Source organism: Serratia sp. L9, assembly GCF_050632285.1.
Classification (GTDB): domain Bacteria; phylum Pseudomonadota; class Gammaproteobacteria; order Enterobacterales; family Enterobacteriaceae; genus Chania.
Genome location: NZ_CP192591.1, coordinates 3,632,196 through 3,655,732, shown reverse-complemented (window position 1 = coordinate 3,655,732; position 23,537 = coordinate 3,632,196). Strand labels below are relative to the sequence as shown.

Annotated in this window: 22 protein-coding genes and 5 pseudogenes; 13 read left to right on the top strand and 14 right to left on the bottom strand. The window is 44.0% G+C overall.

Annotation, left to right across the window (positions count from 1 at the left end):
* Window positions 1-35: 35 nt before the first annotated feature.
* The 7 genes from ACQ86O_RS17350 to ACQ86O_RS17320 form a co-directional block, all read right to left on the bottom strand.
* Entirely contained in the window at window positions 36-1,403 is a 1,368-nt protein-coding gene (locus ACQ86O_RS17350) for a hypothetical protein (RefSeq protein ID WP_431222136.1), read from the bottom strand.
* Between the two features lie 603 nt (window positions 1,404-2,006).
* Window positions 2,007-2,561, bottom strand: coding sequence for a hypothetical protein (locus tag ACQ86O_RS17345; RefSeq protein ID WP_431222135.1), 555 nt, complete (start codon window positions 2,559-2,561; stop codon window positions 2,007-2,009).
* 423 nt (window positions 2,562-2,984) lie between these two features.
* Window positions 2,985-3,731 carry a hypothetical protein gene (locus ACQ86O_RS17340; RefSeq protein ID WP_431222134.1) on the bottom strand — a complete coding sequence of 249 codons (747 nt, stop codon included), beginning with the start codon at window positions 3,729-3,731 and terminating at the stop codon, window positions 2,985-2,987.
* A gap of 299 nt (window positions 3,732-4,030) precedes the next feature.
* Complete coding sequence (locus tag ACQ86O_RS17335; protein ID WP_431225760.1) at window positions 4,031-4,117, bottom strand: hypothetical protein; 87 nt, start codon at window positions 4,115-4,117, stop codon at window positions 4,031-4,033.
* Between the two features lie 13 nt (window positions 4,118-4,130).
* Window positions 4,131-4,376: a hypothetical protein gene (locus ACQ86O_RS17330; protein ID WP_431222133.1), complete on the bottom strand. Its 246-nt coding sequence runs from the start codon at window positions 4,374-4,376 to the stop codon at window positions 4,131-4,133.
* Window positions 4,377-4,396: 20 nt separating this feature from the next.
* Window positions 4,397-4,819: a DUF2787 family protein gene (locus ACQ86O_RS17325; protein ID WP_431222132.1), complete on the bottom strand. Its 423-nt coding sequence runs from the start codon at window positions 4,817-4,819 to the stop codon at window positions 4,397-4,399.
* Between the two features lie 223 nt (window positions 4,820-5,042).
* Window positions 5,043-5,519, bottom strand: a complete 477-nt coding sequence (locus tag ACQ86O_RS17320) for a hypothetical protein (RefSeq protein WP_431222131.1) — start codon at window positions 5,517-5,519, stop codon at window positions 5,043-5,045.
* Window positions 5,520-5,639: 120 nt separating this feature from the next.
* Between ACQ86O_RS17320 and ACQ86O_RS17315 the strand changes: the two genes are divergently transcribed.
* The 7 genes from ACQ86O_RS17315 (at window position 5,640) to ACQ86O_RS17285 (ending at window position 8,319) form a co-directional block, all read left to right on the top strand.
* Window positions 5,640-5,918: a helix-turn-helix domain-containing protein gene (locus ACQ86O_RS17315; RefSeq protein ID WP_431222130.1), complete on the top strand. Its 279-nt coding sequence runs from the start codon at window positions 5,640-5,642 to the stop codon at window positions 5,916-5,918.
* A gap of 2 nt (window positions 5,919-5,920) precedes the next feature.
* Window positions 5,921-6,448: a hypothetical protein gene (locus tag ACQ86O_RS17310; protein WP_431222129.1), complete on the top strand. Its 528-nt coding sequence runs from the start codon at window positions 5,921-5,923 to the stop codon at window positions 6,446-6,448.
* Window positions 6,449-6,461: 13 nt separating this feature from the next.
* Window positions 6,462-6,836: a hypothetical protein gene (locus tag ACQ86O_RS17305; RefSeq protein WP_431222128.1), complete on the top strand. Its 375-nt coding sequence runs from the start codon at window positions 6,462-6,464 to the stop codon at window positions 6,834-6,836.
* Between the two features lie 60 nt (window positions 6,837-6,896).
* Window positions 6,897-7,088, top strand: a complete 192-nt coding sequence (locus tag ACQ86O_RS17300; protein WP_431222127.1) for a DNA translocase FtsK — start codon at window positions 6,897-6,899, stop codon at window positions 7,086-7,088.
* Window positions 7,088-7,435: a hypothetical protein gene (locus ACQ86O_RS17295; RefSeq protein WP_431222126.1), complete on the top strand. Its 348-nt coding sequence runs from the start codon at window positions 7,088-7,090 to the stop codon at window positions 7,433-7,435. The genes ACQ86O_RS17300 and ACQ86O_RS17295 overlap by 1 nt, the downstream gene beginning before the upstream one ends.
* An 8-nt stretch (window positions 7,436-7,443) precedes the next feature.
* Window positions 7,444-7,779: a hypothetical protein gene (locus ACQ86O_RS17290; RefSeq protein ID WP_431222125.1), complete on the top strand. Its 336-nt coding sequence runs from the start codon at window positions 7,444-7,446 to the stop codon at window positions 7,777-7,779.
* Between the two features lie 96 nt (window positions 7,780-7,875).
* Complete coding sequence (locus tag ACQ86O_RS17285) at window positions 7,876-8,319, top strand: hypothetical protein (protein ID WP_431222124.1); 444 nt, start codon at window positions 7,876-7,878, stop codon at window positions 8,317-8,319.
* A gap of 399 nt (window positions 8,320-8,718) precedes the next feature.
* Here ACQ86O_RS17285 and ACQ86O_RS17280 read toward each other — a convergent pair whose 3' ends face one another.
* Window positions 8,719-9,399 (bottom strand): hypothetical protein, encoded by a 681-nt coding sequence (locus ACQ86O_RS17280; RefSeq protein WP_431222123.1) that lies wholly within the window; start codon window positions 9,397-9,399, stop codon window positions 8,719-8,721.
* A gap of 464 nt (window positions 9,400-9,863) precedes the next feature.
* On the opposite strand from ACQ86O_RS17280, the pseudogene ACQ86O_RS17275 reads away from it, so the two are divergent.
* From ACQ86O_RS17275 to ACQ86O_RS17265, 3 genes and pseudogenes are all read left to right on the top strand, one after another.
* Window positions 9,864-10,331: pseudogene (locus ACQ86O_RS17275) on the top strand (IS256 family transposase); the annotation flags it as partial.
* A gap of 171 nt (window positions 10,332-10,502) precedes the next feature.
* Window positions 10,503-13,850 (top strand): tetratricopeptide repeat protein, encoded by a 3,348-nt coding sequence (locus ACQ86O_RS17270; RefSeq protein ID WP_431222122.1) that lies wholly within the window; start codon window positions 10,503-10,505, stop codon window positions 13,848-13,850.
* Between the two features lie 47 nt (window positions 13,851-13,897).
* Entirely contained in the window at window positions 13,898-14,509 is a 612-nt protein-coding gene (locus ACQ86O_RS17265; RefSeq protein WP_431222121.1) for a hypothetical protein, read from the top strand.
* A gap of 63 nt (window positions 14,510-14,572) precedes the next feature.
* On the opposite strand, the gene ACQ86O_RS17260 is transcribed toward ACQ86O_RS17265, so the two are convergent.
* Window positions 14,573-15,604, bottom strand: coding sequence for an IS630 family transposase (locus tag ACQ86O_RS17260; RefSeq protein ID WP_431222120.1), 1,032 nt, complete (start codon window positions 15,602-15,604; stop codon window positions 14,573-14,575).
* Window positions 15,605-15,871: 267 nt separating this feature from the next.
* On the opposite strand from ACQ86O_RS17260, the gene ACQ86O_RS17255 reads away from it, so the two are divergent.
* On the top strand, window positions 15,872-17,692 hold the full coding sequence (locus ACQ86O_RS17255) for a DUF4365 domain-containing protein (RefSeq protein ID WP_431222119.1): 1,821 nt from the start codon (window positions 15,872-15,874) through the stop codon (window positions 17,690-17,692).
* 186 nt (window positions 17,693-17,878) lie between these two features.
* Here the strand turns inward: ACQ86O_RS17255 and ACQ86O_RS17250 are convergent.
* Window positions 17,879-18,094, bottom strand: a pseudogene (locus tag ACQ86O_RS17250) (transposase domain-containing protein); the annotation flags it as partial.
* 60 nt (window positions 18,095-18,154) lie between these two features.
* Between ACQ86O_RS17250 and ACQ86O_RS17245 the strand changes: the two are divergent.
* Window positions 18,155-18,466 (top strand): annotated as a pseudogene (locus ACQ86O_RS17245) (IS110 family transposase); the annotation flags it as partial.
* Here the strand turns inward: ACQ86O_RS17245 and ACQ86O_RS17240 are convergent.
* Both ACQ86O_RS17240 and ACQ86O_RS17235 read right to left on the bottom strand, forming a co-directional pair.
* Window positions 18,464-18,704 (bottom strand): annotated as a pseudogene (locus tag ACQ86O_RS17240) (tyrosine-type recombinase/integrase); the annotation flags it as partial. The pseudogenes ACQ86O_RS17245 and ACQ86O_RS17240 sit on opposite strands and share 3 nt — an antisense overlap.
* 475 nt (window positions 18,705-19,179) lie before the next feature.
* Window positions 19,180-20,474 (bottom strand): annotated as a pseudogene (locus ACQ86O_RS17235) (hypothetical protein).
* A 621-nt stretch (window positions 20,475-21,095) separates the two neighbouring features.
* Here ACQ86O_RS17235 and ACQ86O_RS17230 point away from each other — a divergent pair.
* Complete coding sequence (locus tag ACQ86O_RS17230) at window positions 21,096-21,674, top strand: YiiX family permuted papain-like enzyme (RefSeq protein ID WP_431225759.1); 579 nt, start codon at window positions 21,096-21,098, stop codon at window positions 21,672-21,674.
* Window positions 21,675-21,702: 28 nt separating this feature from the next.
* On the opposite strand, the gene ACQ86O_RS17225 is transcribed toward ACQ86O_RS17230, so the two are convergent.
* Both ACQ86O_RS17225 and ACQ86O_RS17220 read right to left on the bottom strand, forming a co-directional pair.
* Entirely contained in the window at window positions 21,703-22,815 is a 1,113-nt protein-coding gene (locus ACQ86O_RS17225) for an AAA family ATPase (protein WP_431222118.1), read from the bottom strand.
* A complete protein-coding gene (locus ACQ86O_RS17220; protein ID WP_431222117.1) occupies window positions 22,799-23,518 on the bottom strand; it encodes an RNA ligase family protein in 720 nt (239 codons plus the stop codon). Before ACQ86O_RS17220 ends, ACQ86O_RS17225 begins: the two co-directional genes overlap by 17 nt.
* Between the last annotated feature and the right edge of the window lie 19 nt (window positions 23,519-23,537).

Genomic DNA, 23,537 nt, shown 5'->3' with positions numbered 1-23,537 from the left:
CGATCCTTGCAGAATATCATTACTGAATCAGTTTATTAAGCCTTCAACTCCAGCCTAAAGCCTGGCCATTCCGGCAACCGAAGCTCCAAGAGGGCTACTACGCCGTCATGATCCAGCATGCAAACCACACCGGGATTTAGCCGCACCACTTCCCGGATATACGCTTGCTCGACACCACAGACCATGAATGCCAACAAGCTTTTGTCTCTGGCATACTGCTGGTCATGATCTCTGTTCCGATCGTACTTTTCCCCTTTCAGATCCAAAAACAGCCCCAGATCGTTCTCTATTCGGTGATAGTTACGTGGCGAGCTACAAATTTCCCGGTGCCGTTGCTGGATATTAACAACCAACTCTTCAAGAGCTGCACGTAGAGGGCTGATAAAGTCATCCCACCAACGCAAGATCTTTAACGCTTTCTTCTTGCCAACCCATCCGCAGAGCTTTTCTCCAATACCAGTAGTAACGCCAAGAGTCACCCGCCCAATACGGTAGGTTGTTGGATGTACCATCTGCTTGCACTGCTTGCGCGTCAACCCGGTCTTTTTCATCATCTTCGCGTAGATAGTTGACTTGATCCGGTAATCGACGTGATATCGCTTAAACAAGAGGTTTAAACAGGCGAAACTACATGAACGGATATCATAGTTCAGCAACCCATGTCTGAACTTAGATTTCAATGAATTGGGTAAATTTTGGAATGTCCGATCGTAATATCGCCCCCCGAAGGTTAGTCGATACGTGTGATCATATGTAACATACTCCCCCTCAATCTTGGCATTGTATAGGTGGTTTAGGCTGCGGATACCCGCCCGGTAATAGTCATCAGGAACCATTGTTTTCAACTGCTGTAGGAATTTGCGGTGCATCCGTCCCCGTGTTACCCCTTTCAACCAAGCCTGTTCCTTCCTCTTCAGGCCAGCCTGCCGCTTACCCAAATTCAGCGTATGTTTCGGCGCTTTCCCGTTGGCCCGGAGTATCTGCCTAAATGTAAAACTTTCCCCTGTCGCAGCGTCCACCAACCTCAAGGAACCAACATCACTTTTGGGGCGTACCGGATTGAATTGCCAAAGGCTGGGCCTCCGCTTATTAACATCCTGACTGGCTTGACCCGCCTTAAAATGAAAATCAGAGGCGATATCTGGCAGGATGTCTATCAACCGCTTTACCTTCTGCCGCTTACCCTGATGGTTGATCTCACATTTACTCAACAGAGGATGGTACTGGCTACGGATATCCCGTTGGGTGCAGACTACCCAACCTTTATCGTTAGGCTCGGCAAGCCATAAATCGACCAGGAACTGCCGCAGAACACATCGCTGTGTGATGGCTCTCCGGCCATCGCCAGCCACTACCTGGGTAATGGCGATAATACGCTTGTAAACCCACTCTGGGATCTTCATCTCACTCCCTCACTGGTGTGCGGGGGACGGTCGGCGGAACCTCACCGTGTGCGCTTATGGCGCACGGTGTCCACCGCCATCCCCCACCCCATGCTCTTCTCATACACAACTTTAAGATTCGAAGCTTTGGGTTGGTGGCTGGTTGGAGGGGCACGCCCCTAATTTGCTCCCCTTCGGTCGCAAATTGTCCCCCATTAGGCTTACGCCTCCACTCACTCGCTTCGCTCGTTCGACACGTTCTCAATTCCCAACTGGTAGTTGGCCCAATGGCTATGGTGGCTCGCTGCTCGCTCCCCCCATAGTGTGTAGTCAATAGCAATAGCTGATAACCAAAGATGCGCTCATGGCGTTAACTCACCGTTTTAAGGCCTCAGCTTGACTCTGGGACGCATCTACAAGAACATTGATATAACAGCCAGTTACGTGTTTTCTGGTACAGTTAGCTTTTTAAATTGCATTAGTTACCTCCGAAATCAGCATCTGCTATGCACTTTTTCAATTACAAAAGTGCATGCGCCAAATGGAAAACCAATAGGTTCACCGCACTTTCTCAACCAAGCATGATGCAATGAGCCGACCAAATCGCCAGCTCAGTGCTGCACGTCATTTCACCTGACCGCCATAATTGAACGTGATTGTTGCAGACCCTAGCTTGTCTAATATCAGTAGGCTTCTTACTAATTCACTGCCCATCAATGGTACTGGTGTAGTTTTGCTCAGGAAGTTTCCCTCATCATTGAGAGTACAAGTCACCTGATGCCACATAGGATCAAAAACACGCTTAAGTTGCTTGATGGGATCTTTGAGCATGATCTTGCTCATCGGGCTATTGATCACAGAAAGGCTGATATACTGGCCCTCACCACGCTCCATATGCTTTTTCAGACCTTGCAGTAACGCCTGATCATTGGGAAGCAGAAGGCACAACACGGGAAGCCAGAACGTCTCATACTCTCCAGATGGAAACGTATGGTGCAATAAGCTGAAGGTGCCCATTACTGGCTCAGGACAGTTCAACCGATTTAGTGCCCTGCCGATACGCGGTTTAAACTTGTTGATTTGCTTACTGGCCTGTCGCATGTTGCTCCACGGGCGTAACATGGGGATCCTTTGGTTGAAAACCAGCATAACAACGATATAACCCGGAGGAGTTGCCATTGGGGTTCGCCATGTTTCCAATAGGGCAAGGTCACGTTCGCGCTTGCAGTGAGGACAGGCCACACTTTCACAGGGAGTCTCGTTGCGGCATCCTTTCAGTTTTTTTGCAAGCACAAGATATATTGGGCGTAATTTCCCAAATTTTTGCAGTAAGGTAATACGCCGCTGGTTTTCCCTTTCTGCTGCCTGCTGCCCCCCAATACAGGGGCTGTTTGGCTTAATATCTCCAACCTTGGCGATGCATGACGTATATAACCCGGGTCGAACGTAAGGAATAGATAAGGATTAATTTCTTCTTTCATAAATTTTTTATCCAGCTCATGATAGGTAGGTTAGAAATAGCTTTTCATCGTCATCGGTAATCGCGACAAAAAAACAAAGCATCTTCATATATCACCCCAAACACCAATTTTAAGTGGTATCTCAAGCAGATTTTACTTTACTATATAGAAAAACCTGACTTGTATTCATTTCATCTTGGCGCAATAAATACCATGCAAGAGCATCATTATTTATTTCATTTTGATATTCTCTAGCAACGGTTCGATCACAGCCTATATAGCATTGATACTCAGACCATGTTTTGTCAAAAACAAAATTAGTGGCAGCCTCCAGACTTTCATATCTATATTCATTCAATATATCGTTTTTTATATCAAGGCCATATTCCTCTAGAGAGATACCGTCATGTTTCATAAAGTAATGTTCTATACACAGAACTAACTTCGGGTCAGCCTGAATGAACAGACGTAATTGTGGCATAGAATAGCCCTGTTCAGAAATCGTGAGAGTAGTATAGTGTTCAGCTTCAGGAAACAAATGATTCTCTACTGTTAAAGTTCCGAACACAACCCCCTCAAATCCTCCATCATTAAGTAAATCCAAACACTTACTAAAAATACCAGGGGCTATATCAGAAAAGTCATCAACCAACGAATTCATATCAATAGTAATGACTAAATATTCATCATCATATCTTACCATCCTTGAAAAATGATACATATTCTCTAATCGTTCCGTGCTTGAACATTGAACACATGCTTGGCTTTTGCAAGGGGAATTATTATTGCAAAAAAACAATTTTGATGCTAATTTGCAATAATTAAGATCAGATGCAAGTCTATATTTCACCATCAAAGCTCTTATCCGCCTTTTCTTTTCAGCTTCCATATCTTCGTCTACCATAAATCCAGGAATAATTTTCTCGCACTTTTTTTAAACGCTATTAATGATGATTTTATTTTCCATCCTAACTCAGGGAACTCTTTAATTAATTCATTCATTTAACTTTCCTTATTGATAAGAGTAATAGAGAACAACAGTAAGTTTAACCATCCCTGGTCGTATACAGCTAAAAATATAAATTCTTATTATTTACAAAAACGCCTCCTTATGGATCAGGGCATACTTACCCAAACCACATGTATGTGTGCGATTGAAAAATTAATTGTTGCTATGCTATAGTTGCGTTAGCGAGTGCGCGCTCGTTCAGAAATCCAGCTATTTATCTCATGTTCATAAAATGCAACAGCGCGCTTCGATAGCAGTACTGGCACTGGAAATCGCTTATCAGCAGTACCCTTGCCGCAATACCCGCTCAATCAAGTAATCCATTCGGGGTTCATCAAGGCCATGAGTCAACCATTCCTCTAACGGCCATTCATAGCTGTACTCCCGCAACAAGGTGCGCATCAGTGGCTTTCTCTTCACCCTGCCATCAAACAGGTAGCCCATCATATTCACCAAGCTGTACGCCCCGCACAGACAATCCAAGTCGCCCTGTTGGGACGCACTGATCCCACGTTTTTGACTCACGTTATTTCCCCGAATGAAATTTAGATTTCCCAAAGGATTTGGACGGTATAGACATCCAGATTGTAATAATTGATAAAATTGGCTTGCCATAATTCGAATAGTTCACAAGCGGCTTTATAACCAAGGTCACCTAATCCAGCATGAAATGCATATTGTTGTACCCAGCTAAAATCAATTTCCTTTTCCAGTTCAGGGTAAACCCGTCCCATATACGCAAAGTCAGTGATGTAATCGAAATACCACTGTCCTTCTTTTATGATTAGCCTAATTTCAACGGGGTGATAGCCACCGGTTTCCGCATTATAACTGTTGTCTCTGAAAATAAATGATGCAGCTTTCAATTGTTGCTTTATTGGCGGAGCTTTGTCCATTTCTTTTAATAATAATTCAATCAAATTTTTATTAACGGGAAGCCTATAGCCTTCCTGATGGATGATATTCATAACGTTTCCATTTAAGTTAAAATAGTCAATGAGTCGAATTTGAAATGCAGTTTTACCTCCCGTTAAGGATTAATTAAACATTATTGATTTGGTTGGCTGAATATAGCCACTTTCCAGTTATGACATTTTATCAAATAATACATTACATAGCAAATAGTTTCATAAAGAAACTATTAATTAAATAATGATTTTGGAAAAGTTTAAATTAACTATTCAGACCGGATTAGGCATGTGAAATAGAGGTTAAAAGTTGTTGGCGCTGTTCCTCTGAAAGCATCATTAACTGACGGGCCAACATCATCACTTCAGGCTCTACATTGCCGGTTAACATCAAATCATCGGCTACCTGCTCCAATGCCTGCTTTAACAACCTGTCACGCGATTGTGGCTTCATGGTCTTGAACAGTTGCACCCAGAGGTTCAGTTGTTCATCACTGCCATAGGGTGAAGCTGGTTGCGTTTTCTGTTGTTGTTCCACACGCTCACTTTGTAACGACATTCCCGCTGCACGGATATGGTACTCAAAACCCTTATGTCCAGTTCTCTTTCGTTTGATGTCAGGGTGCATAGCCGCCAGTTTCTCCAAACGTAAGCGACAACCTTTTGCGGTTCCAGGCATACCCGGTTTCCCCACAAAGGCTTGTGCTGAAAGCCATTGCTCATCATCCAAATGGGTTTCTTGCGTCAAATTGTCGTTCATAAACTTTAATCCAGATATCAATGCGTTAAATGAATTTGCAAAATAACCCACAAAAGGAACTTGATAAGTTCACTTTATTCGCATTTAATGTGTCTGTACTGATACAGAGGAGTGAATAGTGTGAATAACCACGTAGCATCGCAAAAAAAGTGCACCAAGGGAAGGCTGGAAGATTGGCATCGGGCTGACATTGTGGCGGCCTTGCATAAGCGGGGAGTGAGCCTGTCGCAGTTATCACGCGAGCAGGGATTGGCTCCCCGCACACTTAATAATGCATTCAGCCAGCATTATCCCAAGGCAGAACGCCTGATAGCCGGGGTATTGGGCATGACACCAGAACAGTTGTGGCCGAGCCGCTATCTCAACAAGGCACCCTCGATTCATGCCAAGAAGGGATAGCAATGGCGACGACCATCACATCAGTAACAGAAAGTTTTGAATACCTCTTCCACTCGCTGTACCGGCAGGAGTTTGTCAAAACACTGCGGTTGAATGAATGCAACGAAAGAGAACTACTCCCCTTGGTACGTTGCTACCTATTAGGGTACTTTGCTGATGCGGTATCACCCGAGGTACAAGGGAAGCTACCGGGGACGATAACGGGAAATGGTTACATTGATTTTGTGATTGACGATGTGGCGGTTGAGTTTGCAGTACGTAAGCCCACAGCAGCGAAATCCACCGTATCAGCCACCGTCAACAGTACTGAAATGAAGAAGCTGATGAAGTATCCGGGTAAAGCCTTGCTGGTCTTATTCGACTTCTCAACCACACCCTATACAGAAGCCCAAATAGAGGCTTTCCGTGATTGGCCTTCACTGGGGAAAGGCAACCATAAGAAATCGGCTTTCAACGTAGCTTACTTTTATGTGGAGACACACAAGCCGCTAACACTGGGGAAGTTCGTTAAAAATATCCGTATCAACTGACAAGGAAATAACGATGAAAAATGTTTATATCGCATTACTGGCTGGCAGCTTGTTTTGCAATGTAGCGGTGGCCGCCAAAATGGAAGGTAAAACCTTTATTTACCAGAAAACTGATGGTGAAATCAGATTATCGGCAGTACCGGGTAATAACCAGCAGGTAAAGTTCTCGATCAATACCAATGTGGATATGCACGTTTGTGAAGTGGAAGGGATCGCCACTGCTATTGCTGACACGCCGAAGCATACAACCCTGCAATGGCGAGATAAGGAGCAATGCTTGATCACCCTGACATGGGGCCAGAATCGCGTTAACGTTAAAGCCACAGAGGAATGCAATAGCTATTGTGGCATGAATGCTGGGAACTCACTGTCTGGCGTTTATAAATAAAATTTGAAATGACAGTTTGTAATTCATTACACATATAAGTCATCCTTTATAAGAGGGATCATGCCAACTGAATTAAATAACGAGTTACCAATAGACCCACTTTATGACCAAGCGCTTAACCTGATTATACGTGGTGAATTGAAAAATAATGTCACGGCCGTTCAATATCATTTCAGGATTGGTTATAACCGAGCAGCTAATTTGATTGAAAAAATCAGGCAGGATAACATTTCATTGGATAAGGATCGATAATGTCTTTTATCAATAAACTTAAAGAAAACCAGAAAAAGAATGAAGAGGCGGGTCGTAATGATTTGAATACGGTAAGGAATAAGTTACTGAGTGGCGACTATGGATTAACAGTAACGTTCTGGCTATGGTGGTTTCTGCCAACGGTACTGCTTTCAGTAATGGAATATTTCTCTGAGTCAACAGGAACAATATTAAGGATAGATGTTGGTATGTTGATTTGGAGTGGTCTGATGTTTGTTTGTGTTATGAGAACAACCGCTAATAAACTGTGGAAAATTTTAGCACTGCTGGTTATCGGTCTTGATTGCCTACTTTCCCTGATCAGTGTAGCGACATTCTTCCTGTGAGCGTTCCGATGAAACTAAAACTACTTTTCTCATGCATTGCCGTGATTGCTCTGTCTGGCTGTGATTCAGGCACACCAAAGTGCAACAGTGATGAGGCTAAAAACCTGGTGGTTAATATTGCCACCAAAGAAGCGGCAAAAACGTACTACAAACTGGATGGTGTGACTATCTCGTTGGAGAATGTCAGAACCATAGGGCACCAAAGTAAGCTTGATGTGTACCAGTGCGCTGCCGATTTAAAGTTTGCCAATGCAGAGAAAGCTAATTCAATACCCATCACCTATCGCATTCAAAAGACCGATGACAATAACGGTCAGTTTTATATTAACGTATTCGGTTTATAACATATAGGCGGCAGTCCATAGGATGGCCGCTAGTTTATTTGCATTCCTTCCGCATCCCATTTCTTTCCTTTTTCCACTTATATTGAGCACAGCCATATGAAAACCTATTATGTAGAAGGTAATGTTTGCTATATGGATTTTTCAGTGCCTCTATTACTAGAGATGCCAGAATACGATCCTGAAGTGAATTTATTTACTTGTAACCCGGAAGCAATAGATGAAATTAAGTTACCCGGTTTCAATGATGATAATGTTTTATATAAAAAGATATCTTCCGCAGAAGAGTATGAGTTTTATGATCATTACGTGGATTTAAATGTTATTATCATAGACAGTAAAGAAAGCGAAAATTTTATTGATCTTGCCAGCACAGTAAAAGCCATCAATTTTGTTTTGGTGCATCCAAATTATCATTTAAAGAGAGATGTTCCAGGCGCGTATTTCATTCAATGCTGGGATAATCCATCGCGTATATTGTACCATGCGATCTGCGCTGCATTTTATACCGGTGTACTTCATAACGCATCTAGTGCTAATTAAGGTGACACACTATGCTCTCAATGAAAGTGAAAGCAATTATCTCAGCTATCATCACGATTATTATTGTTGTGTTGTTCTGGTTGTTCTTGTCCGAAAAGAAGGCACCAGAAACGCCACCGAAAGGCAATAATACCCTCTACGTTCAATCGAATTTAGTGGGCGAATGCAGGGCAATAATTACCTCTATATTGGATGGTGTAAGATCGGCGTCGAGTGAAATTCCGTGTCAAGTGCAACTACAAGCAAAGAAGTAACTAGCTATGTTGAACCATGAAAGCCGAATAATTGTGAACATAATCTAATTAAGTCAGTCCGGTAAGTAATTTGAAATCTCTAACGATTAATCAATTTCTCTATTCGGACTGAGCTACCTTAATTAATCCATTATTTAAACTCTCATTAATCAGAATATGAAGAGGGAATGTTTTGCTTCTGTAATATTTCTGATAATAAACGACATTCCTTTGGCGATGGGATCATTTTCCAAAAGGCAACAAAGAACATGAAAAGTATTATACTCATTGAGTACAGAATGAGATGTTTCCACAAAGATAGAGAATCACCTTTATAAATGGATAAAGCCATAAATGAAAAAGCAACTAAAAGGTATTGCACGGAAAACAACCCATACATAAAGCATTCTAATCTGAACCCTAGGCCTTTATTAAAAATAATGACTCCATCCTTCATGACTAAAAAGTTTCTGAATTTTTTGAAGAAATCTGGTGAGATTAGTTCTTTATTTTTATATATTAATCTAAATATAATACTCTGCCTCGCGACATCTTGAATACCAGACATGCGATATCTGATAATCCTTGACATCTCTGTCTTGATGATTTTCTTGTCAATCTTAATTAATCGATAATTCTCCAACATCCAATGATAGTAGTTAAGATTTTTGTTTCTTATTTCATTGAAAAAGGAAATAACTTCTTTTATTTTGTATAATAAAAAAATAAGTGATGCAGCAAGGAACACAATAAAAACAGCCTGAAGTGAACTCAAGTCGCCATTATCAATCATATCTTTCAATCGCTCAAAAATAAAACTCATCGACTCTACTGCTAACTCCCACATAACATTATCTCCTGTGTAATATGCTTTGTATCCCAACAACACTATAGAAATAGCTCTGACAATATTACATAAGGAGATCACTGAATACTGAAATTTTTTGAAACTTCATTGATAAATGGTCAAGGTTAAGGCACCAGTGTCACCACATTCCCTAGGCAATCAACGGTTAGACTATTAGCGGTCAATGCATCAACAACAATCTGCGTATCACCAGCGACTTTGAATTCAAGTGGGGTAATAGACACCCTTCACTGGTGAAAGCCGATTGTAACGCAGCCTTGACCACATACAGAGCAGGCGTTTCATTCAGCGCCCCTGAATCCCACTCAGCAGACGTTACCAACTCGTTACGCCAACCCAGTGCCTTGAGGCTCTCAAGCGTGTAGGTCAGCCTAAAGAGATCACTCTGTTGCCGTATATCGCCGTTGCATGAGCGCCAGACATACTCAAGATGAGATCTAAGCTTGGCCGAGAGTGAAGGGGCGAAGTTCTGGCTCAATGTGCTGACTGAGCTGAAAAATCGGGGCCTTCAAGACATCCTGATTGCCTGCATAGACGGCCTGAAGGGCTTCCCCGACGCGATAAACAGCGTCTATCCGTAAACCCACATCCAGCTGTGTATTATCCATAGGGTACGTAACAGCCTGAAGTACGTGTCGTGGAAAGACTATAAAGCAGTCACCAGCGCCTTGAAAACGGTGTACCAGGCCCCGACAGAGGAAGCGGCCTTGATGGCGTTGGACAAGTTTGCAGGCGTCTGGGATGAAAAATACCCTCAAATCAGCAAAAGCTGGCGTACACACTGGGAAAATCTCAATATGTTCTTTGGTTATCCAGCAGATATTCGCAAGGCCATCTACACGACCAATGCTATAGAATCACTGAACAGCGTTATCCAGCAGGCGATTAAGAAACGTAAAGTGTTCCCGACAGTCAAAACGGGCTACGAACAATGCGCACAGGTGGACACCCTCATTATTCCGGGTCGATGGTGGTGAAGCTTTATGGCTATGCTTCAGCCTGAAGAAGTCGATGACTAACAAGAAGAATTGCACAATCAGCTGGAGTATACTTTTGGCATAGGGATAATTGATGGTGCCTAAATGACTGCGACTCCAAGCCATAAAACCGATGCAAAGCGCGATGCTACTGACAGTATTCGCGGATACGTTTACCAGATTTATCAGAGTGTCCTTGCATGGATCAATCTCAATGAAAGCGAAATTTTGTTCCTTGAATGCGCAGAAGACTTTGATATCTGCTCAGGACAGTCCGTTATTGGTACTCAGGTCAAAGACTTATCCGGCAATCTAACACTGCGTTCGCCTGAAATTGTCGAGACGCTTAACAACTTCTGGTCTTTGCAGCAGAACAATCCCCATCACGATGTCACCTTGCGATTTTTGACGACAGCCTCAGCTGTCGATGAAAAAGGCGCCCCCTTTGGGAAAAATCAAAAAGGACTTGAATACTGGCAAAAGTGCCGCCCAAACACTGAGCAGGTTGAGCCATTGCGTTCATTTCTTTTAACGCTCCCGCTGAACCCCGCGCTTATGGAATTCGTGAAGTCTGCGCCCGTGGATATTCTCTGCCACAAATTCATCAATAGAATTGAGTGGGATTTGGGAAATAAGAAAAAAGATGCTTTGCAGTTGGTCATTGAAGATAAGCTCAAATTGCATGGTTCAAAACTCGGTATTAATACGCATTATTCACGTCAAGTGCTACCGCATCTCCTTAAACACGTCGCAGATTTACTTTCTACAAAAGGTTCAAAGCCACTTTTTCAAACAGGTTTTTGGGATGCATTCGAGTCGGCCACCATGGAGTCTGTTCCTAAAAATGAGCTGGATGGCTTGCGAAGGAACAGCGGCTTGCAGCAGTTCATGGATAATGCAGAAGTTAGTGAAATATCAAGACTGCTTGCGCGCGTGCCTACGATTGGGAGGCCACTGCCGGTTGTGGAGGGTGCCGTGCGTCGAACTGTCCTTGTCGAAAAGTTAGAGCGACAGCTTTTGTCTTCTCAAGTGCTTTTTTTACACGGCAGCAGCGGAACGGGTAAAACAAACCTTGCGGCCTTGCTTTCTGACAAAATGGGTGGCCGTTGGGGATGGGGGAGTTTTCGAGGACGGTCCACTGATCAGATAAGGGAAATGCTTTCCCGAGCAGCAATAGAAGTCAATACATCCGCCCTGCCAATCCAGTTGGTGCTGGACGATCTGGATTTGAGTGACATTGCAGACTTTGAGAGTGAACTTATCACGCTGATTTTCACTGCGGTGCAAAATAAAGGCAGGGTTGTCGTGACAGGTCAGAAGCCGCCCCCCATGCCGTTGTTCCCTAAGCTATGGCTTTCTAAGGAGAGCGAACAAACCATTCCCTATTTTGACGAGCAGGAGATTGGGGCGTTAATTAAAATACACGGGCTTCATGATCCGAAAAAAGTTTCTCAAACTGGGCGGGGGATTTATTACTCCACCCGGGGACATCCGCAACTAGTGCATGCAAGGGTCAGAACGTTAAGCGGTCGAGGGTGGTCTGCAACGATTGATGACATCTTACGACCAGAGGATGTAGAACGTATAAAAGAAGAAGCCCGCAGCCGTCTTGTCAGGGAGTTCCCTTCTGATGCTGCCAGGGTTTTAGCTTACAGACTCAGTCTCGTTTCAGGGTCTTTCCGGCGTAATATTGTTATCGCTATTGCGGGAGCACCGCCTCCCATTCGATTGCCTGGGGAGATTTTTGATACGCTCGTTGGTCCCTGGATTGAAAAAGAAGGTAGCGACCTTTATCGAGTATCCCCATTGCTGGCCGGAGCAGCCAACGATACTTTGCCTGAAGACGAGATTAACGCCGTTCATATCAAAATTGCGCACAGTATTGTTAATGAAAAAGAACTCAACCAGTACGATGTAGCGAATGCATTCCTGCACGCATTCTTGGCGAAAGAAAAAACGATACTTATTTCTCTGGCAAGCCAGCTTATTACAGAGAGCGATAAGCATTTGAGTTACCTTCGTGATTCAATGTCCTGGTTTATAGAGGTAGCCTTGAAACCGGGCCAAACGATTATTGATGATGAAGCAATGACTGAACTGCTGCTTCGTTTACTTCAATTCAAACTTATTGTGTCTTCGTCACAAGAAGCGAAGGTATTGGCGAGTATTCTTAGAATAGAAGGAATCGTTGCTTCAATTACGCTTGAAAAGCAGAAGCATCTCTCAACCTTAATGGCCTATGGCAGCATATTAGCTAATATAAGGGTACATGTTCCGTCATTAACGGTGGTCAGATTACTGAGCTCTATGATGGACGCCCTGGACAGCGGTGTCGCAGACAACGTTTCTTTTTCCCCTTATCCCGGTGCATATTCTATTGATACAAACGATCCGGTGACGCTTCTGTTTTCTCATCAGGCAATTAGAGTCAATGGACTGGATGATCTCCTTGAGCTTGTAACTTCACTTGACCTCCTTGAAGAGAATAAAAGAAACAGACTGCTTGCTGTTTGTAACATTGATACTGATTTTTCGAACGTTTTAATTAACCGGTCATGCTGGAATGAAGAAAAAGGCAGCTCCCTGGATATTCAGAAAGCGCTGCATATACTTCGACTTACAGAAACGAAAGCCCGCAAGTGGGGGGCGAGAAGACTCTATAAAGCTTGCTTGTCCAATATTTCAGCTATTTATGATGAATATGAGCATTCAGTCGATGAGGCTTTATCTGTACTGGACGAAGCGGATAAGGAATTTAGAGATGATGCTACTTTGAGCAACCAGCGCGCCAAGGTACTGTTTCACGCAAAACGTTATTCAGATGCGATACATTTTTTCCAGAAAGCCTTGCTCTTGCCTGGTTTGGGTAATGTAGATTATGTCTTTGCCTGCCGGTATATGGGCATTGCTTTAGCTAAATTGAACGACTGGTCAGAGTCGGCCATTTTTTTCCAAAAAGGTGCGGAAATTACCGGGCAATCAAAGATCCAAATAAAAATAAGAGTTGGTTTGATGGCGGATGCTGCTGTTTCCTTATGGCGGTCAGATAAGAAAAAAGAATGCCTGCTTCTCTTTGCTGGCGTGTTGGAATGTCTACCGTCAATTGAAACCAAGGATGATATTCGAGCCCACCATTTACATGCCACGGTTAGGCACTGTATCGCATGGGTTCATTTTGAAACGATAGGATATTCTGAACATGACTTAGTAGTGCCCCTGCCAGGAATGTGCAGCAATCAGGAACCCCATGAAAAAATTGTTGAACACCGACTCATTGATATTAGTGGTTCGTGGGGATTGCTGGCAGCAACCTGGGATTATTTATCCCTAGGAGATGAGATTCAGAAACGTGCTCATATGGCAACAAAAGGCAGGATGCCATTAAATTCGGTATTTTATGGTCGGATACTGGCGCTGGAGTCATTATTCAGAGAAAAAAATTTGATAAATTGATTCCGACCCTTGTCGGGGTGCATGAAGGGATATCCTACAAGAAAATCGTGGAGCAAAATAATATTGACATCTATCAGGTTGGGGAGATACCTCCAGTTCCAGAGGATTACTGGAATGATGAAGCACCATGGGTGTTAAATAGCCAAGTAGTTCTTGCCGCCTGTATAACAAGTTTTGCGGAAAGTTCTGAGTTGCCTTCGCTTTTAAATTCATGGAGCGATACGCTTAAGCGTATCGCTGAACCTTCTACGGAGTTCAAGGGGCTCATTGCTGTTTTGCATGGAGAAATGCCCGGTAATAATATTTACCAACTGGCGGCATATGCACTACTGGCATTACAAAGCAATTCGTTAACACCAGCTCAGCTATGGAAAAATTCATGCCGATTATTAGAGGTGTCCAGACTGGTGAAGAACTATACGGCGGTAGCACTGGAAGCGTTGCTTGTAAAACGATGGTTTTTTGCTTCTCAGCAGCAGAAATTCTTTTTCAGCGCGCCAAGGATTTCAGCAGCTCAAATTGAAAGAGCCTGTCTTGGCAGTGAGTATTCAGGATTAGAGAAAGTTGCCTCAATATTAATTATTGCTGAACCTTATCTAGATATCAGTGTATCGGGTGAATTAATGATGCTGCTTAAAAACATTAGAGATAAAAAATAATGCGCTTTTGATTGTGTTTGTAAGAACAACTTATGCAGTACTAAATAGCTGCGCTTAATACCGCTACACTTTTGCCAGCCCATGTTGTCCTCCCGGAAATGGGCTGGCGGTTTCCATAAAATGACGAACCTTTTTCAGCAACTGCCACATTGAACGGCATTGATGGTTGCGGGTTATTGTGTCATGAAGCGCCTGCCATAACCGCTCAACATGATTCACCCACGGTGAGTAAACAGGCTGGTAAATTACCCTGAACTTTGGATTCGCTTTCAGCCAGCGCTGTGTGTCATGGCTTTTATGGATAATGTAGTTATCCACGATGAGCGTGATGGTTTTTGCCCGTCGATATGTAGCTTTAAGGTGTTTTAGCAAGCTGATGAACAGCCCCGAGCTTTTCCTGTTGCCACCAACGTAACTGACCTTTCCCGTGCCGCTGTGTAAGGCTCCGGCAAGATAATATTTTTCATTCTGGCCCGGTGTGACCACTCGCTTTTGCTGTCCGCGAAGTTGCCAGTCTGCGCCAATTTTTGGGTTGAGATGGATATCCACTTCATCCTCATAAAAGACCGGATGTTCTGCACTACATTCAGCCAGCGCGTTATGGATTACAGCCATCTTTTCATCCTTGTGTGGGTCACGGATATGTAGGGTTGGTGCGGCTCTGCGCCAGACCAGTCCGGCTAACGGCAACCAGCGACGTACAGTTCCGGCATGTAACGAACATCCTGTTATGTCTTTGATTTTTATCGCCAACAGTTCGGTACTCCATCGTGAACGCTGATACCCAAAATCGCCGGGAGAGTGCTTTATCAGTTCGCGTAACAATGTGCAGATGTGTTCAAAAGGCCAGCGTCGGGAGCACCCGGCAGGCAAAGACTTCAGACCTTCGACACCCGACAGCGTAAACCAGTTAATCCAGCGACCTACTGACGAACGGGCGCAGCAGAGCGTTCTGGCTATGTCACTGACACGGTCACCCCGGTGTAGCATCAGCATAGCGGTCAACCTACGGGCATAGTTCTTGTCACGCGTTTTATGGATAGCTTTTTGCAACAGACGTCGTTCGTCACGGGATATTGGTGCTATGATCGGCATCGCTCAGTCCGGTTGGTGGTTTGGGATATTTGGCGATTGACCAGATCGCACAATCCGGGCTGAGTTCCCTTTAAGTGATCTACTATTAGACCCAGCTTTTTAGCAGTGGTGTGCCCAACAGAAGCATGAGCCTAACACTGGATTGATATTGCTACCATCCGCATTGTCTTAGTGGAGGTAAGAGCAATGGCTACAGGTGAGATACTGTTTTATTGTATGAGCATGGTATTATAAGACCACAAGAAAAAAACAAGATTGAGGGGCCTGATGAACGCAGGAGAGATTGGAACTGAAGCCGGGCGTATTTTTGAATACAACTTACCAAGCCATTGGATTTTCCGAAGTCAAGAGGATCAAAATGATTTTGGTATTGATGGAGAAATTGAACTCAAAGATGGTAGTGGCAAAGCTCTTGGGAAAGAGAGTGTTTTCAAAGTTCAGATTAAGGGTGAAGAGAACTCAACCTTTATTCATGACAATAGCTTATTATCATTTACTCTCAAAACAGAGCGTTTGAGATATTACTTTGAATTTAAAGTACCTGTTATTTTAGTTGTGGTAGAGATCACATCAGAGAAAATATTTTGGCTCCCAATAACAAACAATGAAACATTAAGAGAAAAGGCATCAAAACCTAATCAAAATGATACAGTTCAAGTTCATATCCCAATTGAAAATACACTGGTCAGAAAAGACATAGCATCAGCAAATAAAATATTAGACGCTGCCATAGATTGTTGGGATTACTTGAACATTAAGGGGCTTAAAGATTCTGTTGTCAGATATCCAATCATTAGCCCTTCAACTCTCGATAAGAAAATTGAAGATATAGGTGAAGCATTATATAAAGCGTATCATCAGCAGTTGGATAATCTTTTATCTGAAAGAAAATATGATGCTGTTTTTGAACGCTCTAACGAAATAAGCCATTCACCAATAGTTCCTGCAAAAGATAGATTTATAGCAGTTTTATATTACTTACAAGCATTCCAAATCTCTCCTTATACTAATATTAAAAGAGAAATTTACAGAGAAAATTTTTATATTTGCCAACGTTTAATATTATTAGCCAGAGAGCAAAAAAGCCGGACTCACAGATTAATTGCTTTTGGTAAATCACGGAAAGCAAAATTTAAGGCTCAGTTGGATCAGCTTCATGCGACCCATCATTCCGTCAATCACTTTGAAGAAAAATCTTTAGAGCGTTATATTTTCAATGATCAAACTCAAATAATGTATAGAGATTGCTGCTTATCCCTACAAAAGATTATTGAGTTATGTAATAGGATGACAAGAAACGAGCAATATCACATACTTGCAGATTTTTTTGTTGATATCTATGCGTCGGTTTTAATATTCAAAGGAATCCATGAAGCACGAGGCTCGAAGGAAACAATTGATTTTCTAGATGATTGGTATGAAAGAATGTCATTATTAGTAATGACATATTGTGTATTATCAAAAGATATTAAAAAAATTGAAAAATTATACTTCCTTACTGCCACCTTACTAAAACAAAACCCTAAAGCAACCCAACCCCATCGGAAGATGATTCTTTCAACTTTTCCTGATTTTGAGGAAGCCCTAACAGAAATAGAGAATCATGTTATCAGTCTTGACAGTCAAAAAGATTTTTATGATCTTACAACTGAAGAGCAAAAAGAATACTTCTTGAGTATGGCCAAAAATCTAGGAATGGATCCTGATGACCCACAAGGAGAACATCATGAATTCCTTAAAATTGGATTTGCTAATTATGACCCCACAAATATAATGAAAAATTGTGAGTATTTATTCGTTCATTATCGCCCCGGAGGAATATTTGCCCAATCATTAAGAATGCATTCTCTAGGTGGTATGCATCTTTTGATCTGCTTAAAACACAGACATACACAAGGAACCGGAAATTTATTAAGTCAATTATATGATAGTACTGGCAGCTATGATTTCGGTGATAGTTTCAAACAATCAAATTGTGATAACTGCACGGATTGTAAACCCAGAGAGGATAGCTGGTCATGGAGTCTCAAATGGTATTCAAAAGAAGTCGAACGTCATAAAGATCTTCTTAATAAATATAGATTTTAATTACTTACCGTTGTTTATATTTCAGATTAAGTGGCTGTCGGATATAGGCCACTTAATATGCAATTACCTACTCTCACACTCATAAAAATTAAATGACATCTCTTTTATCTTGGTCTAAAAATTTGGCGATCAATAATCTGCTCATCTTCTTGTTGTGTAAGCGAACGGTGAACTCGCGTTGCTCGATTAAAATAATGTAATAAGCTGACGGGGTAATTTACTGAAGCGGTTTTCGGCATAAGATAGCAGCTCGTTGAGCCGATTGTTGGGCCAGGCCGGCAAGCGGGTCAGCACATCACGCAACCAGATATACGGGTCGTGACCGTTGAGTTTGGCCGTTTCCAGCAGGCTCAGGATGGATGCCATTCGCTGCCCGGCACGCAACGACCCAGCAAAGAGCCAGATGATATGACCTTCTATACTACTCACTTTGGCATCGTAGGATATTTTGCAGGAGGTTATATGCCAGCAATGAATACGACAGTTTATATTGGGTTGGATGTGCACAAAGAAACATTAGCGGTTGCCATTGCCAGCCCTGAACGTCTGGGCGAAGTACGTTACTACGGCACCATCAACAACCAACCTCAGGCCGTGTAGCGATTTTTCAAAAAAATGCTCGATACTCACGGCGATATCATGGCCTGTTACGAAGCCGGGCCATGCGGTTATGGGCTTTATAATTTACTGACATCCATGAACATTGAATGTCAGATTATCGCACCTTCACGCATTCCAAAGTCACCCACCGATCGCATCAAAAACGATCATCGAAAGCTGAACGTAACGTTCTATACCGGTCTTAGTCTCCCTGAGGTGAATGGTGCCCTTATCAAGATCAACATCGTCCCAATACTTCACCAGTGCGATAGCCTGTCCATAAAGTTAAGCGAAGCACATTCTTGATGGTCAGTATAAAAGCTGAACCAGGAAGCCAATGCAGAAACTTGCTCAGCTCTTTTTCGCTCAGGATGCGAGTTCCACGCTCACAGGTCAGTTTGATGTTAGTCTGCCAGTCACCCCGCTCTACAAGTGTTCAGCAAAGCAATATCCTTCATAAGCATTTATTTCAAAAGGTTGCAAGAAACCAAAGAGACATTTTTACTGGGTCAGTGGCTGGAAAAAAGCAAAACATGCGGGTTAATCCGTATAAAATCGCTCTGGGTACGCAGATGGGTACATGAACTTCCTAACCATGATGGGTACTAGCTAGAGCATTATCCAGATCACACAACGCAAGCTCGCCGTTCGCTTACAAGATAATTACCACTTAATTGCTGCGGATGCAGCTCCAACTCCATGAAAGTCGATTATTGACACTGAATTAACTATCAGTACTGGTTGAGCTCAAAATAACAAGCCATAAAAACACACATACCTGTCTCCCACCTTCTCCACAGACAGAAAGCATCTAGCTGAAAATTGTCCTCTCACTATATTGAATCAGAAAGAAAAGAGAAATTTACCAAAGTGACGAGGAAATAGGCTCATCCTTTGTTTAACCGCTCTTCCGGCGTTTTCCACTTCAACAACCGCTCAACCGCCGTATCCTCAGATAGGAACTGACGGGCAAGTTGCAGGCGTTCAATGACCTGTATCTTCTGCTGCTCATCAAGCATTGCTGCGTCTAACTCTGCTTCATGAAAAAACTGTTCCAGCCGTTTGTCTTCCGCCCACTGAGCAATAATGGATTTCAGCTCGGTACGACTGGCACTGAGCGCTTCCCCTTCCCGCTCTATCCGCTTATTCTCCTGATATATAGCTTGTTCCCGCTCACACTGAATACGCCATTCCTCGGCTTCGATTCTGGCCTTTTCTAGTTGCGTTGAAATTAGCGGAACAGCCTCCTGCATCGCCGAAATCATCTTAGGGATCTGACTAATTAATCCACACTGCTTTGTCTGCCGGAACTGAAGTAACCATTTTGCGGAAGAATAAGGTGAGTAAAGCTGCAACAGAAATCGCCCGGTAGGCAACGTATGTTTCGATACGTGAAGAAAAAGCTCACTATTTCTTCCCCGTATCCACCGTCCCATCTGTTCGTCATGTACATAGCGATTTTTGACTTTTTTCGCTGGAACATACTCCGTCATTTCAGCAAGATTAAACGCAAAATACATATCCCCAAAACAAATAATACTTGGCGTATAAGGCCGCCATAAATTGCCCCAGCGATACCCTCCCCTTTCGGATCTTCCTTAATATCAATATCCGCACGATGCAGCGTTTCTCCCGGCGCATCCAGCGTAACACGGTACCCCTTTTTTCCCAGTGCATCAAAGAAGCGACTCAGGAACTCTATTGCACTATCAAATCCCGTATCTGAAACATTGAGATCCAGTAATTTCTTTTTCGTAGGCTTGAAATAACCATCTTCTGTAACCGATGAGGCTGGCAAATACCTTTTGAGATCATTTATCAGTCCATAGCCATTACTTGTAACAGGAGCTTGTTTTCGGGTTATTGAAGACACTGATTTTGATACAACAATGGCGGAAGGTTGCACTGATGGGTTGTGCTTCTCAAGTACCTTTACCGCCCTTCCGTGTTTCAGGGCAGGCAGTGCCGGGATTGCAGGCGCGCTCCCTTTAGCCAGCGCTTTCCAGTAACCAGCAAGCGGCCTGGGTATACACATTTCGCTGCATCGCTTCGCCAATAACTCAGTACTAATGCCATACAGCGCAGTTATACGCTCCGCAGGCTCACGCCAGACCAAGTGGTACAGCGTTTCCCGATCCTGAGGTAAAGTCTGTGCAGAATCGTGTGAATTAATCTCTGGCATTGCGTCTCCCTTTTTTGACTAACGTCCTCAGAAATCTATGCCTGCTGATCATTAAATGAAATCTGACCTTTTCTCCATTTGATTGAGGTATCAATGGTGTTAGAAATGTCCGCGTCTAGCAAAAATCTATCTGTCAGATAAGATATTGTCCTGAAGATATGCTTACAACAACACTTGGCACTCATCAAGTATTTGATAGCCCGGCCAGAGCAATACGTTGATAAATAAAAGAAGTAATACCATCCTAGCAGGATGAACAAGAGTTGGTTGGCGCTGTGATAATTGACCTCAGTTAACAGCATCAACCGAAGTGAGTACAGATGTGAGTATAAAAATAACAACTGAAAACAAAATCACATAATATCAATTAAATAAATGTTAAATAACATTTCAATGTCTAAACGGTTTACTCGTCATATGAGCTCTCTCGGAGATCTCATGGCGATGGCTTGAACACATAAAATCCACGCACTTGCGTGGATTTTTTTGATGCCGATATTCCCCCAACTTCACCCACACTTCACACTCGGCCTCTAGACTACTGCCATTCTGATTTCGAGGGATTGAATCGTGGTATTTAGCAAACGCCTGGGCGTTATCTTGTTTCTGATAGGTTGCCTTATGACCGTGCTGGTCACCCAGGCACGGGATCTACCTACCGTGCGGGACGGCGACATCATTTTCCAGACATCCCGCTCGGCACAGAGCCTGGCCGTACAGCAGGCTACCGGCTCGCGCTACAGTCATATGGGGATCATTGCTCTGCGTGAAGGTAAACCCTACGTCTTCGAAGCTGCCGCAACGGTAAAATACACACCGCTATCGGCCTGGATCGACCGAGGGGAGAAAAAGCATTTTGTCGTCAAACGCCTGAAAAACTCTGGGCAAATACTGACGCCGGCAGCACAGCTGAAGATCCGCAAGCAGGCTCAACTGTTTGCGGGGAAACCTTACGATCCCCTGTTTTCCTGGTCGGATGAAAATCTGTACTGTTCGGAGCTGGTATGGAAGATTTACGATCGCGCGTTAGGAATACAAATCGGCAAACTGCAAAAAGTCAGTGAGTTTCATCTTAATGCGCCTGCGGTAAAACAAAAATTACGTGAGCGCTACGGGACGCTGATCCCGTGGAACGAGTCGGTTATTTCGCCCAAAGCGATGTTTGAGTCACCGCAGTTGATAACGGTGATATCGAATTAACCGACCCGCTTGATGCCGCAGCGTCAGGCTAAGCATCCTGAACCACTAACTCCACTTCGTGGGCCTCATCAGCCTGCGGGATTTCCAATTTACTCAGCAAATGTTCCATGGCACGGATAGGCACACTGTGTTCCCGCCCGGCGTTTTGCCGCAGCCACTGTGCATAGGGCACCTCCAGATAAACAATTTTCACCTTTGCCTGGTAGGCGGTAAACAGCTCGACCAATTGACTACGCAGTTGGCGGGTAATATTGGTGGCGTTCCAGACAAAAGGCGCCCCCCGGCGTAACAGCACTTTAGCCTGCAATTTGGCCTGCTGCACCACCCAGCCGGTCGCCTGTTTGTCAGTCGGTGACAACCGATGCTGGCGGCGGATATTGTCCAGGCTGATGGTCTCTATCCCTGCGGCATGCTGCGCAATATATCGGTCCTTGCCCATGCCAGGTAATGCACAAAGCAGAACAACCTCGCTTTGGAATTGCTCGTAAGGAACAAAATCAACGCTAGCCTGCGGATGCGTCAGATAATGATAACGTTGGAGATCACTGCCAAAAGCACGTGCCTGGCCCCAGCATTGTTGCTCCTGGCAAAACAGCTCAAACAGCTCGATATTTTCCAGTAAGCGGGTCTGATCCTCACAATCCCGCCCCAGAACATCTGCCCGTGCCAACATCGCCAGCAACCGGGTATCCAGCCGCAATGCCGCCAATAGCAGTGCCCGCTCTGGTGAAGGACGCCCCATGATCCACAGTGGTAAGCCATGAAACCGCACCAAGGCCGCAATCTGTTCGCGCACCTGGAACGGTGTGACGATATCGCGATACAAAATCGAGCGGGTGGTCAGTTCACCGCGTTTGGCATGATGGGGACACGTCACCGAACCGTCGGCCTCGATACGCGTGGTGCTGCGTTTTTCCACATCATGTAACAAGGCGGCTGCCCACAGTATTTCCTGCTGTTGCGCGGGCAACGCTATAAACTCTGCTGCCCCGGTGAGCGCTGCCAGTACTCGCTGGGTATGGACTGCGACATCTCCTTCCGCATGGTGCCGGGGGTCTTGCGGCACCTGGTGCATATCGGCCACCCAGCGGAATTTCTCCGCCAGGTTGCTCCAGGTTTTATCTTCACTCAGGTACCACATGGCTCTTCTCCTGATGATACTCATGCGCCATACGTGCCCGTTGCCAGCTTATCGTCCAATGTCGGTCCGTCTTCACATGGTTTTTACGCACGTACTTAAAGACGTTTTGGGCAAAACCGGCAACGGGGAACTCTGCCGCATTGCGGGTCACCACCCCCTCCATGGTACAAGGCAAACCGGTATGAACATCATGCGGCGCAAAACAACCTGCCCCACCAGCCAGGCTGATGATGGCCTGCCGATACTCTGCCTCGGTCTGGCGTTGGTCGTCCAGTTCCACCTCTGGCACACAGGCGAAATCAAATAGCGCGGCGTAAAACTTTACCTCTTCCCAGCTCAGCCACTTATCTTTACAACGCACGGCGAACAGATAAAAGTCCTGGCTCAGACCGCGATACTCAATAGAATGCGTGGCATACAGGTTCTCACCAAACAGTTCAATATCGCCCAGGTCATTTTTAATCAGCTGCCACCGCTGGCGAATCTGACGCGTCCAGGCAGAAACCGTCGGTGCCGCATGGGAGCGGGCAAATACACCGTAGCGGTTCAGGCAGTTATTTTCGCCGTCGAGCTTTTCTGTATGGATTAATGAGTTAATTAATTTAATATTTTGCCAATAGTGTTTATTGATCCGATCGTCACTGGTTGTTCCCGGTGAAAAAGGATAATGGTACGTTCGACCATATTTTCTTTGCGTTTCCATTTTTATTCTTCTTATTGTT

What these genes read in the sequence shown, in the direction of transcription:
- ACQ86O_RS17295 (WP_431222126.1), top strand. Translation starts at nt 7,088, where the DNA reads ATGTCTTTTATCAATAAACTTAAAGAAAACCAGAAAAAGAATGAAGAG.
- ACQ86O_RS17260 (WP_431222120.1), bottom strand. Translation starts at nt 15,604, where the DNA reads ATGCCGATCATAGCACCAATATCCCGTGACGAACGACGTCTGTTGCAA.
- ACQ86O_RS17290 (WP_431222125.1), top strand. Translation starts at nt 7,444, where the DNA reads ATGAAACTAAAACTACTTTTCTCATGCATTGCCGTGATTGCTCTGTCT.
- ACQ86O_RS17285 (WP_431222124.1), top strand. Translation starts at nt 7,876, where the DNA reads ATGAAAACCTATTATGTAGAAGGTAATGTTTGCTATATGGATTTTTCA.
- ACQ86O_RS17305 (WP_431222128.1), top strand. Translation starts at nt 6,462, where the DNA reads ATGAAAAATGTTTATATCGCATTACTGGCTGGCAGCTTGTTTTGCAAT.
- ACQ86O_RS17320 (WP_431222131.1), bottom strand. Translation starts at nt 5,519, where the DNA reads ATGAACGACAATTTGACGCAAGAAACCCATTTGGATGATGAGCAATGG.
- ACQ86O_RS17350 (WP_431222136.1), bottom strand. Translation starts at nt 1,403, where the DNA reads ATGAAGATCCCAGAGTGGGTTTACAAGCGTATTATCGCCATTACCCAG.
- ACQ86O_RS17230 (WP_431225759.1), top strand. Translation starts at nt 21,096, where the DNA reads ATGACCGTGCTGGTCACCCAGGCACGGGATCTACCTACCGTGCGGGAC.
- ACQ86O_RS17220 (WP_431222117.1), bottom strand. Translation starts at nt 23,518, where the DNA reads ATGGAAACGCAAAGAAAATATGGTCGAACGTACCATTATCCTTTTTCA.
- ACQ86O_RS17255 (WP_431222119.1), top strand. Translation starts at nt 15,872, where the DNA reads ATGAACGCAGGAGAGATTGGAACTGAAGCCGGGCGTATTTTTGAATAC.
- ACQ86O_RS17345 (WP_431222135.1), bottom strand. Translation starts at nt 2,561, where the DNA reads ATGGCAACTCCTCCGGGTTATATCGTTGTTATGCTGGTTTTCAACCAA.
- ACQ86O_RS17270 (WP_431222122.1), top strand. Translation starts at nt 10,503, where the DNA reads ATGACTGCGACTCCAAGCCATAAAACCGATGCAAAGCGCGATGCTACT.
- ACQ86O_RS17225 (WP_431222118.1), bottom strand. Translation starts at nt 22,815, where the DNA reads ATGTGGTACCTGAGTGAAGATAAAACCTGGAGCAACCTGGCGGAGAAA.
- ACQ86O_RS17325 (WP_431222132.1), bottom strand. Translation starts at nt 4,819, where the DNA reads ATGAATATCATCCATCAGGAAGGCTATAGGCTTCCCGTTAATAAAAAT.
- ACQ86O_RS17310 (WP_431222129.1), top strand. Translation starts at nt 5,921, where the DNA reads ATGGCGACGACCATCACATCAGTAACAGAAAGTTTTGAATACCTCTTC.
- ACQ86O_RS17340 (WP_431222134.1), bottom strand. Translation starts at nt 3,731, where the DNA reads ATGGAAGCTGAAAAGAAAAGGCGGATAAGAGCTTTGATGGTGAAATAT.
- ACQ86O_RS17300 (WP_431222127.1), top strand. Translation starts at nt 6,897, where the DNA reads ATGCCAACTGAATTAAATAACGAGTTACCAATAGACCCACTTTATGAC.
- ACQ86O_RS17280 (WP_431222123.1), bottom strand. Translation starts at nt 9,399, where the DNA reads ATGTGGGAGTTAGCAGTAGAGTCGATGAGTTTTATTTTTGAGCGATTG.